Raw genomic sequence first — 12,558 nt, 5'->3', positions numbered from 1 at the left:
AGCGGAAGGTCGCGTGCGGCCGGTCCGGACGCAAAATGATGGGAACCCCTCGCCGGTAAACGCGTTATCTGGGCATACACGAAGCCAACGTGCTTCAGGGAAACGACGGGAGTAATCCGATGAAAACCCTTTACGCTACTGCAATCGCTGCAACGGCCGCCACTTCGATCTTCGCCACCACCGCGCTCGCTTCGGGCCCGGTCGAGCCGCAACCCTATGTCCCGCCTGTCGTGGCCGCGCCGGTCGCCGCTTATGACTGGACGGGGGCCTATATCGGTGGCGGTCTGACCTATGGCCGCATGGGCATGGATACCGACGGCGCGCTGCCCAGCTACCCCGATGCCACCGGCTTTGGCTTCAGCGCCATCGGCGGCTACAACTGGCAGAGCGGCAACATGGTCTATGGTGCCGAAGTCGCGCTGGACTTCTCGGAGCGTGACGGCTCGAACGATTGCGGCATCGTCGGCAACACCTGCGACAGCTTCGCCAACCACCAGGCCTCGATCCGCGGTCGCGTCGGTTACGCGATGGGTTCGTCGCTGATGTTCGCCACGCTGGGCTATGCCACCGATTCGCGCAGCGTCACCACCTCGGGCTTCGGTTCGGACGGTGCGCGCTATGATGGCGCCGTTATCGGTGTGGGCTACGAACAGGCGATCGGCGGCGGCGACTGGACCGTGCGCGGCGATCTGGAATACTATTTCTACGGCGACGAAACGCTGAATGGCGTGACCACCAATGGCGATTCGAGCCTCGTGCGTCTGTCGGTGATGCGCCGCTTCTGATCGGTCCCCGACCGACTGTCACAGCTACAGATGCCCGCCCCGGTTCGTCCGGGGCGGGCATTGTCGTCTCTGCCTCACATTGATGGTGAAAATTATTCACGCCCCGCCCGGTGGTCAGCGCGGAGGCCGGGCAGTATCAATCGGGTCGCAACTCATCGCACAGCGGTCGAAAACGGCGCGGTGAGCATGACGGAAACCGGCGACAAGGCAGAACCTTCGTCTTCCGGCCCCTGCCGGGGCTTTCGCACTGGATCTCGGAAAGGATCTCGCCATGACCGACGCGCCCACAAATCCCGTCACCATCGTCTTCTGGCGCGATATCCCCGCGCAGGTCATCGTCGGCAAGGGCCGTCGCGGCGCTAAGGTGCAGCTTTCCGAGCGTTTCGAGCAGGCTATCGACCGCTGTGCGATGAAGATCGGCGCGCGTGACACCGATTCCTATCTGGCCGAATGGCGCAAAGCCGACCCCTATGATGTCGCTGGCGAACAGGAACAGGTCGCCCGCGCCGAGGCCCAGCGGCTGGAAGAAACCTATGACGGCGAAAGGATCAAGGCGCTGATCGCCAATGACGGGTGGGACGCGCGTGGCTAATCTCTGGGAGAAACTGATGGCTCTGTTCCCCTTCGGCCGCAAGGCTGCCCCCTCGGCCTCCGGCTCGGCCGCGCTCGAGCAATTCCTCGACGGGTTCTCGATCGAGGTGATGCCGCGTACCGCCGAAAAAGTCGGTGATTTCCGCACGCTGCTGCCCGCCGGAACGCGCGTCTATATCGCCCATATCGAAGGCACGCCGATCGAGGACATGGTCGCGACCGCCAAGCGCCTGCGCGAAGAAGGCTACGAGCCGATGCCGCATTTCCCCGCGCGCATCATCAAGGACAAGGCCACGCTGACCGACTGGGTTGCGCGCTATCAGGGCGAAGCGGCGGTCAATCAGGCGCTGATGCTGGCGGGCGGCGTGGCCCAGCCGCATGGCGAGTACCATTCCTCGATGCAGCTTCTGGAATCGGGCGCGTTCGACGGGTTCGAGCGGCTGCATGTCGCCGGTCACCCCGAGGGCAACAAGGACATCGATCTGGACGGCACCGACAAGATGGTGATGGAAGCGGCGCTGTGGAAACAGGCATTTTCCGAGCGCACCGATGCCAAGATGGCGATGGCCACGCAGTTCTGCTTCGACGCCGGTCCGGTAATCCAGTGGGTCGACGGGCTGCGCGAGGCGGGCGTGAACCTGCCCGTGCATATCGGCGTCGCCGGTCCCGCCAAGCTGCAGACGCTGATCAAGTTCGCGATTGCCTGCGGGGTCGGCCCGTCGCTGAAGGTGCTGCAGAAACGGGCGATGGACGTCTCGAAGCTGCTGCTGCCCTACGAGCCCGACGAGTTCCTGCTGCAGCTGGCCGAGCACAAGGCGGCGAACCCGGAATTCGGGATCGAGTCGGTCCATTTCTTCCCGCTGGGCGGCATCAAGACCAATGCCGAATGGACCCAACGCCACGGTCAGCGCCCCGTTCGCGCCGCCGCCTGAGGACCTGTCCCGATGCCCCGCACCGCGCTGCTCTTCGATCTTGACGGCACGATGCTGCACACCGATCCGATCCATTACGCGATCTTCGTGGAATGGATGGCCGAGCGGGGCGTCGCGGTGGACGAAGCCTTTTACGCCACGCATGTGCATGGTCGCGTGACCTCGGACGTGTTTGCCGAGTTCCTGCCCGGCGAGCGCGATCCGCATGCGCTGGCCGACGCCAAGGAAGCTGAATTCCGCCGCCGTCTGCCCTCCCCTTACCCGGCGATGGCGGGTCTGCACGCCCTGCTCGACCGGGTGCAGGCGGCGGGGCATCCGCTGGCGGTCGTCACCAATGCCAACCCGCTCAATGCCGAGGCCATGCTGGCCGCCATCGGCGAACGGGCGCGGTTCGACGTGGTGATCAGCGGCGAGGAATGCGCCGCCGGCAAGCCCGATCCCGCGCCCTACCGCGCGGCGATGGACAGGCTGGGCGTCGCCCCTGCCGCGTGCATCGCGTTCGAAGACAGCCCCTCGGGTATCCGCTCGGCGCGCGATGCCGGAGCCCGTGTCATCGGCATACGGTCCTCGCTGGACCATGCCGCCCTCATCGCCGCCGGCGCTCATGCCAGCATCGACGATTTCAACGATCCCGCGCTCGATGAGCACCTCGCGCGCCCTGAAGGAGTTTTTCCATGACCCGTACCGTCCTCGAATCCGCCACCAAGACGGTGGTGATCGGCTTTGACGAGCCGTTCTGCGTGATCGGCGAGCGCATCAACCCCACCGGCCGCAAGAAACTGGCCGCCGAGCTTGAGATGGGCGATTTCTCGACCGTCGAGAAGGACGCGCTGGAACAGGTCGTCTGCGGCGCGACCGTGCTCGACATCAACTCGGGCGCCGTGTTCTCGAACAAGATGGCGGAAGACCCGCGCTACGCCGACAACAACTTCGTCGAGCCGCCGCTGATGGAACAGCTGGTTAAGACCGTGCAGGCGATCACCGACGTGCCGCTGTGCATCGACAGCTCGGTCCCCGGCGCGCTTGAGGCGGGCCTGCAGGCCGCCAATGGCCGTCCGCTGCTGAACTCGGTCACCGGCGAGGAAGAGCGGCTGGAACTGGTTCTGCCGCTGGTCAAGAAATACAACGTGCCGGTCGTGGCGATTTCGAACGACGATACCGGCATCTCGCAAGACCCCGATGTCCGTTTCGCCGTGGCCAAGAAGATCGTCGAGCGCGCCGCCGATTTCGGCATCCCCGCCCATGACATCGTCGTCGATCCGCTGGTCATGCCGATCGGCGCGATGGCGACCGCCGGGCATCAGGTCTTCGCGCTGGTCCGCCGCCTGCGCGACGAGCTGGGCGTGAACACGACCTGCGGCGCCTCGAACATCTCGTTCGGCCTGCCCAACCGCCACGGCATCAACGGTGCTTTCCTGCCGATGTCGATCGGCGCGGGCATGACCTCGGCGATCATGAACCCGGTCCGCAGCCAGGAAATGGAGGCGATCCGCGCCGCCAACCTTCTGATGAACCACGACGCCAATGGCGGCGAATGGATCCGTCTCGCCAAGGTGCTCGAAGCGATGAAAGAAGGCGCGACCTTCGCCGAGGCCTCGACCGCGGCCAACGCCGCCTCGTCGGGCCGCCGCGGTGGCCGTCGCGGCCGCGGCTGAGCGCGCGCTCGGTCCCCAGAAAAGCGGGCGTCCCGAAAGGGGCGCCCGTTCGCGATCAGGCCTAGTGCATCGGCGGCAGCGCGACGATCTCGACGCCGTTATGCTCGTGCACCTCGATCCGCTCATCGTACCAGCGCCAGTCCATCGACACGCAATCGGCGGAATAGACCGGCATTCCCAGCGTCTCGCCGGTCTGCAGGTCGACCACCGCGTTGCGGATCAGCGTCACCAGTTCCGAGGTCCCCGGATCGCCGGAAAAATACTGCAATAGCGCGATCCGACCGCCATAGCGCGGCAGAACGACGAAATCGAGCACGCGGGGGATCACCGGCGCATCGGTCAGAAGCGGCACGCCCAGATCGGGCAAGGCGGGATTGCGGGCGGTGAAATCGAACGGGTCGCCCTCGACCACGTACCAGCCATAGGCATTGGGCGTGGGTGTCGGCAAGGCGCAGGACGCCCGGGCGGCGGTGCCACCACCGACAGCCATATCCAGCGCCAGAACCGCCATGATCGCGCGCTTTGCCATGCCCTTCTCCGAACTGCCCTGCCGCCTTGGCACGCGGTGGCTCCAGTTTAGAAAGGCAGGCGCAGACCCGGCAAGTCCGCCGCGCCACATCGCCCTGCCCTTGCGCGAAATCATGCCTTTGCAGGCAAGCCCCGGCAATGGCGCCCATCCGCGCGGCAACACCGCGACGGCCGCCCGACGATAACGCGTGATCAAGGGGATGCGTTTTGCCCGCGGGACTCTAAGATACCCTTGGCAACGCTCCGACAGCGTCGCGCGACGCTTGCCGCGCGGTATTGACGCAGATCAACGTGGCACCCATTGCCGCCCGCTAAGGTCGGGGCAGATGCGAACAGGAGGATACACCATGTACAATCACATCATCGTCGCCGTCGATCTGAGCCATGGCGATGCCGGCAAGGCGCTGATTGAAAAGGCTGTCCAGCTTCTGGACGAAGGCGGCACGATCCGCCTGCTGCACGTGATCGAAGACGTTCCGAGCTATATCGCCGCCGAGCTTCCCCGCGATCTGGACGACCGCCGCAAGGCCGAAGCCAAGGTCGAGCTGGGCCTTCTGGCCGACGGCGTGACAGCGAAGGTCGAGCCGGAAATCCGCACCGGCGCGGCCTCGGGGCAGATCCTGCAATGCTCGGAAGACACCAAGGCCGACCTGATCATGATCGCCTCGCACCACCCGAACCTGAGCGATTACTTCATCGGCTCGACCGCCGCCCGCGTCGTGCGCCACGCACAATGCTCGGTTCTGATCTCGCGCTGATTGCGCTCTGAACGGACAGGTCCGGCGGACCTGCAGCCGGGCCGGGGGAAACCCCGGCCCTTTCCGTCAGACGATGTCATAGCCCTCCGCCCGCAGACGCCGCGCCAGCACCGCGATATGCTCAGGCCCCGTCTCGCAACAGCCGCCGATCAGCGTGGCCCCCTGCGCCGCCCAGCCCAGCGCGAAATCGGCGTAACGCTCGGGCGTCATCTCGGGGCGGTTGACCAGCACATCAGCGGTCGGGTTGGGCTTCAGAAAATCCGACGTGATCTGCGTGAACCCGTTCCCTTGCCCGCCAAACGGCTTGCCGAACGCGGCGAGAACCGGAATCGCCTGATCGATCGCCTCGGGGGCCGAGCAATTGATCAACACCCCGTCCGCCCGCGCGGCATAGGGTGCCAGATCGGCCAGCGCCTCGCCCGAGCGCAGCATCGTCCCGTCGCGATCCTCGACCGTGACCGAGATCCAGCGCAGTTTGCCCGGCGCGCCCCGGTCGCAACCGTCAAGGAAAGCGGCCACATTCGACAAGGTCGCCAGCGTCTCGCCCACCAGAACGTCGACGCGGGGCGCCAGAATCGCCGCGATCTCGGCATAAAGGCCGACGCCGGTCTCGTGCGGCGGCATCAGGTCGCTGCGATAGCTCGCGCCCAGCGGCCCGGTCGATCCCAGAATCAGGCCCCCGCCAGCAGCCGCGCGCGCGGCCTCGGCCTCGGTCACGGCGGCGTCATGCAGCTGCGCAAAGCGATGATCCATGGCATTATTGACCAGCCGGTCATGATGGATCGCATAAGTATTCGTCGTCGCTGCAGATGCCCCGGCGGCGAAATAATCGGCATGGATCGCCTGAACGAGCCCGGGATGATCGATCATCACCCGCGTGGCCCACAAAGGCGAAGGCTGATCGCCGCCCCGACGCAGCAGTTCCTGCCCCATCCCGCCATCGAGAAGCGTGATCGGGGGGGCTGCGCCCCCCGAGCCCCCCGCGCCAAGAGGGGCGTACACGCCCCCCTTGGATCCCCCCGTGAGTATTTGGGGCAAAGTGAATGACATGCGCTGGCTCCCTACTGACGGGCGCGTTCGGCCCATCTTTGTTCCTCAAATATCCTCGGGGGTGAATTGGCCGCAGGCCAAGAGGGGGCAGACAGCCCCCCGGCTGCGTGCAGCCGGCGCGAGGGGGCTCGATGCCCCCGAGCGCCGGCCTCACATCATCCGATGACCTCGAACCGGTCGACATCGACCAGGCCGAAATCGGTGATCTTCAGATGCGGGATGACGGGAAGGGCGACAAAGGCGAGCTGCAGGAAGGGTTCCTCCAGCTCGACCCCCAGGCCCTTTGCCGCTTGGCGCAAGTCGATCAGCCGGTCGCGGACATGCTCGAACGGTTCGAGCGACATCAGCCCCGCCACCGGCAGCGCCAATTCGGCCTTGATCGCGCCATCCTCGACAACGACGAACCCGCCTTCGATTTCTCCCAGCCGTTTCGCGGCCAGCGCCATGTCGGCATAGTCGACCCCCACCACCGCGATATTGTGATGATCGTGACAGACAGTCGAGGCGATCGCGCCCTTTTTCAGCGCGAAGCCACGCACGAAGCCATTGGCGATATTGCCATTCTTGCCGTGGCGCTCGATCACCGTGATCCGCGCAAGATCCTGTGCCGGGTCGGGACGTTTGTCACCATCCGTCGCCGGGATCTGCACCACCGCGTGTTCGGTCAGAATCTTTCCCGGCCAGATGCCGATCACCGGCGTTTCGGGGTTGTTGCTGGCGTAACGGAAGCTCTCGGGCGTCAGCGGCGGCACATGGACCGAACCGCGCGCGACCGGCTCGATGATCTCGCGCGCGGCGAAGGCCTCGTCCGCGGCCAGCACTCCGCCGCAGAACACCATCTCAGCCCGGCACGTCGCAGGGTCATCGAGCACGACGATATCGGCGCGTTTACCGGGGGCGATCTGGCCGCGATCCTTGAGCCCGAAGGCCTCGGCCGCAGAGAGCGAGGCGGCGCGGTAGACGGCCAGCGGGTCGCGGCCCTTTTCGATCAGGCGGCGGATCATGTAGTCGAGATGGCCGTGTTCGGCGATATCGAGCGGGTTGCGGTCGTCGGTGCACAGGCACAGATAGGCCGATGTCACCGGCGTCAGCACCTCGGCCAGCGCCTCGAGATCCTTCGACACCGAGCCTTCGCGGATCAGCACCCGCATACCCTTTTGCAGCTTTTCGATCGCCTCGGGCGCCGAGGTGCTCTCATGCTCGGTGCGGATGCCCGCCGAGATATAGGCGTTCAGGTCGCGCCCGCTCAGAAGCGGCGCATGGCCGTCGATATGGCGGCCCTCAAAAGTTTTCAGCTTCTCCATGCAGCCCGGATCGCGGAAGATCACCCCCGGGTAATTCATGAACTCGGCCAGCCCGATGACGCGCGGATGATCCGCGAGCGGCGCCAGATCCGCCGCGCTGAGATTAGCGCCCGCGGTTTCCATATGCGTCGACGGCACGCAGGAGGACAGGTTCACGCGGATGTCCATCACCGTGCGCTCTGACGCATCGAGGAAATAGCGGATACCCGTCAGCCCGCAGACATTGGCGATTTCGTGCGGGTCGCAGATCGCCGTGGTGACGCCGCGCGGCAGCACGCAGCGGTCGAATTCATAGGGCGTGATGCACGAGCTTTCGATGTGCAGATGCGTGTCGATGAAGCCCGGCACCAGCGTCTTGCCGGTGACGTCGATCTCGCGCTGGCCGTCGTAATCGGCGCCGATCCCGACGATCACGCCGTCGCAGATCGCTACGTCACCGTGGATCATCGCCCCGGTGACCATGTCCCAAACCTGACCGCCCTTGAGCACCAGATCGGCGGCTTCGTCGCCCTTGCCCTGTGCGATGCGCGTCTCGAGGCTCACGACAGCCTCCGCAGCCGTTCGATCAGCGACGAGGTATCCCAGCGCCCGCCGCCCATATTCTGCACGTCCTTGTAGAACTGGTCGATCAGCGCGGTGACGGGCAGCGAGGCGCCGATTTCATCGCCGGTTTTCAGGCAGATCGCCAGATCCTTGCGCATCCAGTCGACCGCGAAGCCGTGTTCGAAATGCCCGTCCAGCATGGTTTCATGCCGGTTGACCATCTGCCACGACCCGGCCGCCCCGCCCGAGATCACCTCGACCACCGCCTTGCCGTCCATACCGGCCTTCTCGCCGAAAGCCAGCGCCTCGGACAGGCCCTGCACCAGCCCGGCGATGCAGATCTGGTTCATCATCTTGGCGATCTGGCCCTGACCCGACTCGCCGATGCGCTTCACAATGCGGCCATAGGCCTGCATCATCGGCTCGGCCGCGTCGTAATCGGACTGGCTGCCGCCGCACATGATGCTGAGCACGCCGTTTTCGGCCCCCGCCTGTCCGCCCGAGACCGGCGCGTCGACGAACCCCAGCCCCAGCGCCGAGGCTTCACCCGCCAGAGCGGCAGTGATGCCCGAGGACACGGTGGTGTGATCGACAAAGATCGCGCCCTTTTTCATGCCCGCGAACGCGCCGTCTTCGCCCCGGCAGACCGAGGCCAGATCGTCGTCATTGCCGACGCAGGCCATGACGAAATCCTGCCCCTCGGCGGCTGCGCGCGGGGTCGGTGCGGCCTTGCCACCCTGCTCTTGCGCCCATTTTTCCGCCTTGGCGGCGGTGCGGTTATAGACCGTGACCTCGTGGCCCGCTTTGGCCAGATGCCCGGCCATGGGATACCCCATGACCCCCAAGCCCAGAAATGCCACCTTGGCCATGTGCGTCCCCCTCTGAAGATGGTTTGAATTGCGCTCGCACGCTTGAAGTCATAGGAAACGAGACTGGTTCTGAGGTCAACACGACGAGGCCACACTTCATGCTCACCCTGTTCCGCTGGCTCTTGCGCATCGCCACTGCGCTGGTCGTCCTGTCGGTCGTGATCGTCGTCGGCGTTTACTATTTCCTGTCGCGCTCGGTCCCCGATTACGAGGCGACATGGCGCGTGCCCGGCGTGTCCGAAACGGTCGAGATCGCCCGCAACACATGGGCGGTGCCACATATCTTCGCCGAGAACGACGCCGATGCTTTCTATGCGCTGGGTTTTGCCCATGCGCAGGACCGGCTGTGGCAGATGACGGTGCTGCGGCGCACGGCGCAGGGGCGTCTGAGCGAGCTGTTCGGCGACCGTACGATCCGCACAGACGAGCTGATGCGGCGGCTGGATCTGTACACGCTGGCACAGGAATCTGTCGCCGCGCAGGATGACGATACGGCGATGGCGCTCGATGCCTATGCGCGCGGCGTGAATGCGTGGATCAACCTTGTCAACGACCGCGCACTGGGGCGCGGGGCGCCGGAATACTTTCTGTTCCCCGGCGAGGTCGGGCTGTGGCAACCGGCGGATTCGGTGGCGATCCTGAAGCTGATGGCGGTGCAATTGTCCGGCCATATCGAAAGCGAAGTGCGTCATGCGCGGCTGTCGGCGCTGATCGGCGAAGAGCGCACGCGCGACCTGCTGCACGAAGACGACAGCGCAGGCGTCGCGGCGATGCCCGATTTCGCCAGCCTGTTCCCGACGCTGGAGACCACGCAGCTGGCCATGGCGCCCTCGGTTCCCGGCGAGGCACCGGGCGAGGCGCTGTCGCCGTTCCGCTCGTGGGATTTCGCGGGCGCGTCGAATGCCTGGGCGGCGGGACGGCTGCGCTCGGCCAATGGCGGCACGCTTCTGGCCAATGACCCGCACCTGCCCTTCGCCGCTCCGTCGATCTGGTATCTCGCGCGGCTGGAACTCAGCACCGGCGGCGTCACGGGCGGCACGATCCCCGGCATTCCCGCGATCATCGCCGGGCGGTCCTCGAATATCGCCTGGGGGCTGACCACGGCCTATCTGGACGATCAGGACCTGTTTCTCGAGGAACTGAACCCCGACAATCCCGAGCAATATCGCGGCCCCGAGGGCTGGGAGACGTTCGAAACCCGCCGTTCGATCATCTATGTGGCCGATCAGGACCCGGTGACGATCACGCTGCGCTGGTCGGATAACGGGCCGATCCTGCCGGGACGGCACTATTCGCTGGCCTCGGTCACGCCGCCGGGCCATGTCGCGGCCTTGTCATGGACGGCGCTGACGGGCGACGACACGACGATGAGCGCGGCCATCGGCATGATGCGCGCGCATTCCGTGGATGCGGCCATCGACGCGGGCGAGGCCTATGTCGCCCCGGCGCAGAACCTGATGGTGATCGACGGCGAGCATATCGCCATGCAGATGATCGGCCGGATGCCGCGCCGCTCGGAAGATCATCCGACGCGCGGTCAGATGCCCGCCCCGGGCGCCGACCCGAATGCGCGCTGGGAAGGCTCCTTTCCCTATTCCGCCAATCCGCGTTTCCTCGATCCCGAAACCGGGCTGATCGGCAACACGAACAACAAACCGCTGGACCGTCCCTTCCCGCTGCATGTCAGCTTCGACTGGGGCGACACGGTGCGGATCCAGCGCTGGATCCGGCTGATGCGCCAGCGCACGGTCCATACCCGCGAAAGCTTCATCGAGGCGCAGCTCGATACCGTCAGTCAGGCCGCGCGCACGCTTCTGCCCTTGGTCGGGGCCGAGCTGTGGTTCCAAGGCGAACCCGCGCCCGACGGCACGCCCGAGGCGCAGCGCCAGCTTGCGCTGCAGCTTCTGGCCGACTGGAACGGCGAGATGTCCGAGCATCTGCCCGAACCGCTGATCTATGCCGCATGGATGCGCGAATTGCAGTTCCGCCTGATCCGTGACGAGCTGGGCCCGACCGCGGACATGTTCGAACATATGGAGCCCGCCTTCATCAGCCGCGTCTTCCGCAATGAAAACGGGGCGGGCATCTGGTGCGACGTGGTGCAGTCGGCGGTCGAGGAGAGCTGCGTCGACATCGCCCGCACGGCGCTCGACGCCGCGCTTTTGCAGCTGACCAACCAATACGGCCCGGCGATCGAAAGCTGGCGCTGGGGCGATGCCCATCAGGCGACGCATGACCACCCGGTGCTGGGCGAGGTGCCGATCCTGAAGCTCTTCGTGAATATCCGCCAGTCGACCTCGGGCGGGGACAACACGCTGATGCGGGGCCTCACCCGCGGCGGTCCGCAGGGCGCCGCCGATCCGTTCCTCAATGTCCACGGCGCGGGCTATCGGGGCGTTTATGACATGGCCGATCCCGAGGCGAGCGTGTTCATCATCTCGACCGGCGAAAGCGGCCACCCGCTCAGCCGTCACTATGACGATTTGGGCGTGTTGTGGCGGCGGGGCGAGTATATCCCGATGACGCTGGACCCCGATCTGGCGCGCGCAGGCGGCGTTGGGACGACGCGGCTTGAACCGGCGCCTTGAACCCGGTCGTTGAGCGTTGCATATATCCACAGGCAAGACCGGCCTAAGCCAACGGGCAGCCCGATGATCTACGAGACCAAAGCCGAATGGAGCGACGCCGCGCATAAACGCGTGGTGCTGTTCGGCATGTCGGGTCTGGGCAAGACGCGGATCTCGTCGATCCTGCGCGACGGGGGCTGGTTCCACTACTCGGTCGATTACCGCATCGGCACGCGCTATATGGGCGAGGCCATTGCCGACAATTTCAAGCGCGAGGCGATGAAGGTGCCGCTTCTGCGCGAGCTGCTGCTCACCGATTCCGTGCGCATCGCCTCGAACATCACCTTCGACAATCTGGCGCCGCTGAGCACCTATCTGGGCAAGCCGGGCGATGCCTCGAAGGGCGGGCTGCCCTTTGACGAATACCGCCGCCGTCAGGCCCAGCACCGCGAGGCCGAAATCGCCGCGCTGATCGACACGCCGCATTTCGTCGACCGCGCGCTGGATCTCTACGGCTACCGGAATTTCGTCTGCGATTCCGGCGGTTCGATCTGCGAGGTGGTGAATCCCGAAAGCCGCACCGACCCGGTTCTGAGCGTGCTGTCGCGCCACCTGCTTCTGGTCTGGATCGAAGGGTCCGAGGATCACACCGCCGATCTGATCCGCCGCTTCGACCGCGCGCCGAAGCCGATGTATTACCGGCCCGAATTCCTGATGGATGCGTGGAACGCCTATCTGTCCGAGAGCGGACGAATGCCCGGGGCGGTTGACCCGGACGCCTTCGTCCGCTGGACCTATGCCCGCGCGCTGGCCCATCGCCAGCCCCGATACGCGGCAATGGCAGCGAACTGGGGGCTCAAGGTCACCGCCGACGACGTGGCCCGCGTATCGACGCCCGAGGATTTCGGCGCGCTGATCGGCGAGGCTCTGGACAAGCGCGCCTCCCGGGCGGCCTGACAGACGGAGAAATCCGCCG

At 65.7% G+C, this 12,558-nt stretch carries 12 protein-coding genes; 8 read left to right on the top strand and 4 right to left on the bottom strand.

The features are described 5' to 3' along the window. Positions 1-119 precede the first annotated feature (119 nt). The 5 genes from JI664_RS04535 (at position 120) to JI664_RS04515 (ending at position 3,963) form a co-directional block, all read left to right on the top strand. A complete protein-coding gene (locus tag JI664_RS04535; protein ID WP_207012543.1) occupies positions 120-785 on the top strand; it encodes an outer membrane protein in 666 nt (221 codons plus the stop codon). Positions 786-1,056: 271 nt separating this feature from the next. Next, positions 1,057-1,377, top strand: a complete 321-nt coding sequence (locus tag JI664_RS04530; RefSeq protein ID WP_207012542.1) for a virulence factor — start codon at positions 1,057-1,059, stop codon at positions 1,375-1,377. A gap of 16 nt (positions 1,378-1,393) precedes the next feature. After that, a complete protein-coding gene (locus JI664_RS04525; protein ID WP_207012541.1) occupies positions 1,394-2,308 on the top strand; it encodes a methylenetetrahydrofolate reductase in 915 nt (304 codons plus the stop codon). Positions 2,309-2,320: 12 nt separating this feature from the next. After that, a complete protein-coding gene (locus JI664_RS04520) occupies positions 2,321-2,986 on the top strand; it encodes an HAD family hydrolase (RefSeq protein ID WP_207012540.1) in 666 nt (221 codons plus the stop codon). Next, on the top strand, positions 2,983-3,963 hold the full coding sequence (locus tag JI664_RS04515; RefSeq protein WP_207012539.1) for a methyltetrahydrofolate cobalamin methyltransferase: 981 nt from the start codon (positions 2,983-2,985) through the stop codon (positions 3,961-3,963). The genes JI664_RS04520 and JI664_RS04515 overlap by 4 nt, the downstream gene beginning before the upstream one ends. A 61-nt stretch (positions 3,964-4,024) precedes the next feature. Here the strand turns inward: JI664_RS04515 and JI664_RS04510 are convergent, their stop codons facing one another. Next, positions 4,025-4,492 (bottom strand): hypothetical protein, encoded by a 468-nt coding sequence (locus JI664_RS04510; RefSeq protein ID WP_207012538.1) that lies wholly within the window; start codon positions 4,490-4,492, stop codon positions 4,025-4,027. A gap of 346 nt (positions 4,493-4,838) precedes the next feature. Here JI664_RS04510 and JI664_RS04505 point away from each other — a divergent pair, with 346 nt between their 5' ends. Next, positions 4,839-5,249, top strand: coding sequence for a universal stress protein (locus JI664_RS04505; RefSeq protein ID WP_207012537.1), 411 nt, complete (start codon positions 4,839-4,841; stop codon positions 5,247-5,249). Positions 5,250-5,315: 66 nt separating this feature from the next. On the opposite strand, the gene JI664_RS04500 is transcribed toward JI664_RS04505, so the two are convergent. From JI664_RS04500 to JI664_RS04490, 3 genes are all read right to left on the bottom strand, one after another. After that, positions 5,316-6,251 (bottom strand): homocysteine S-methyltransferase family protein, encoded by a 936-nt coding sequence (locus JI664_RS04500; RefSeq protein WP_349768683.1) that lies wholly within the window; start codon positions 6,249-6,251, stop codon positions 5,316-5,318. A 203-nt stretch (positions 6,252-6,454) separates the two neighbouring features. After that, complete coding sequence (gene ade / locus JI664_RS04495; protein WP_349768682.1) at positions 6,455-8,146, bottom strand: adenine deaminase; 1,692 nt, start codon at positions 8,144-8,146, stop codon at positions 6,455-6,457. Further along, complete coding sequence (locus tag JI664_RS04490; protein ID WP_207012535.1) at positions 8,143-9,015, bottom strand: NAD(P)-dependent oxidoreductase; 873 nt, start codon at positions 9,013-9,015, stop codon at positions 8,143-8,145. Before JI664_RS04490 ends, ade begins: the two co-directional genes overlap by 4 nt. Positions 9,016-9,113: 98 nt before the next feature. Here JI664_RS04490 and JI664_RS04485 point away from each other — a divergent pair, with 98 nt between their 5' ends. Then, positions 9,114-11,603, top strand: a complete 2,490-nt coding sequence (locus JI664_RS04485; RefSeq protein WP_207012534.1) for a penicillin acylase family protein — start codon at positions 9,114-9,116, stop codon at positions 11,601-11,603. Positions 11,604-11,666: 63 nt separating this feature from the next. Beyond that, the gene (locus tag JI664_RS04480) at positions 11,667-12,539 is read left to right on the top strand and encodes an ATPase (RefSeq protein WP_207012533.1); all 873 of its coding nucleotides are present in this window, start codon (positions 11,667-11,669) and stop codon (positions 12,537-12,539) included. Positions 12,540-12,558 lie beyond the last annotated feature (19 nt).

Source organism: Rhodobacter sp. NTK016B (genome assembly GCF_017303295.1).
Classification (GTDB): Bacteria; Pseudomonadota; Alphaproteobacteria; order Rhodobacterales; family Rhodobacteraceae; genus Pararhodobacter.
Note: the sequence above shows the minus strand (reverse complement) of the source record. Positions and strands in the feature narration are given on the sequence as shown.

Coding starts and splice junctions, on each gene's coding strand:
- JI664_RS04535 (WP_207012543.1), top strand. CDS start 120: ATGAAAACCCTTTACGCTACTGCAATCGCTGCAACGGCCGCCACTTCG.
- JI664_RS04530 (WP_207012542.1), top strand. CDS start 1,057: ATGACCGACGCGCCCACAAATCCCGTCACCATCGTCTTCTGGCGCGAT.
- JI664_RS04525 (WP_207012541.1), top strand. CDS start 1,394: ATGGCTCTGTTCCCCTTCGGCCGCAAGGCTGCCCCCTCGGCCTCCGGC.
- JI664_RS04520 (WP_207012540.1), top strand. CDS start 2,321: ATGCCCCGCACCGCGCTGCTCTTCGATCTTGACGGCACGATGCTGCAC.
- JI664_RS04515 (WP_207012539.1), top strand. CDS start 2,983: ATGACCCGTACCGTCCTCGAATCCGCCACCAAGACGGTGGTGATCGGC.
- JI664_RS04510 (WP_207012538.1), bottom strand. CDS start 4,492: ATGGCAAAGCGCGCGATCATGGCGGTTCTGGCGCTGGATATGGCTGTC.
- JI664_RS04505 (WP_207012537.1), top strand. CDS start 4,839: ATGTACAATCACATCATCGTCGCCGTCGATCTGAGCCATGGCGATGCC.
- JI664_RS04490 (WP_207012535.1), bottom strand. CDS start 9,015: ATGGCCAAGGTGGCATTTCTGGGCTTGGGGGTCATGGGGTATCCCATG.
- JI664_RS04485 (WP_207012534.1), top strand. CDS start 9,114: ATGCTCACCCTGTTCCGCTGGCTCTTGCGCATCGCCACTGCGCTGGTC.
- JI664_RS04480 (WP_207012533.1), top strand. CDS start 11,667: ATGATCTACGAGACCAAAGCCGAATGGAGCGACGCCGCGCATAAACGC.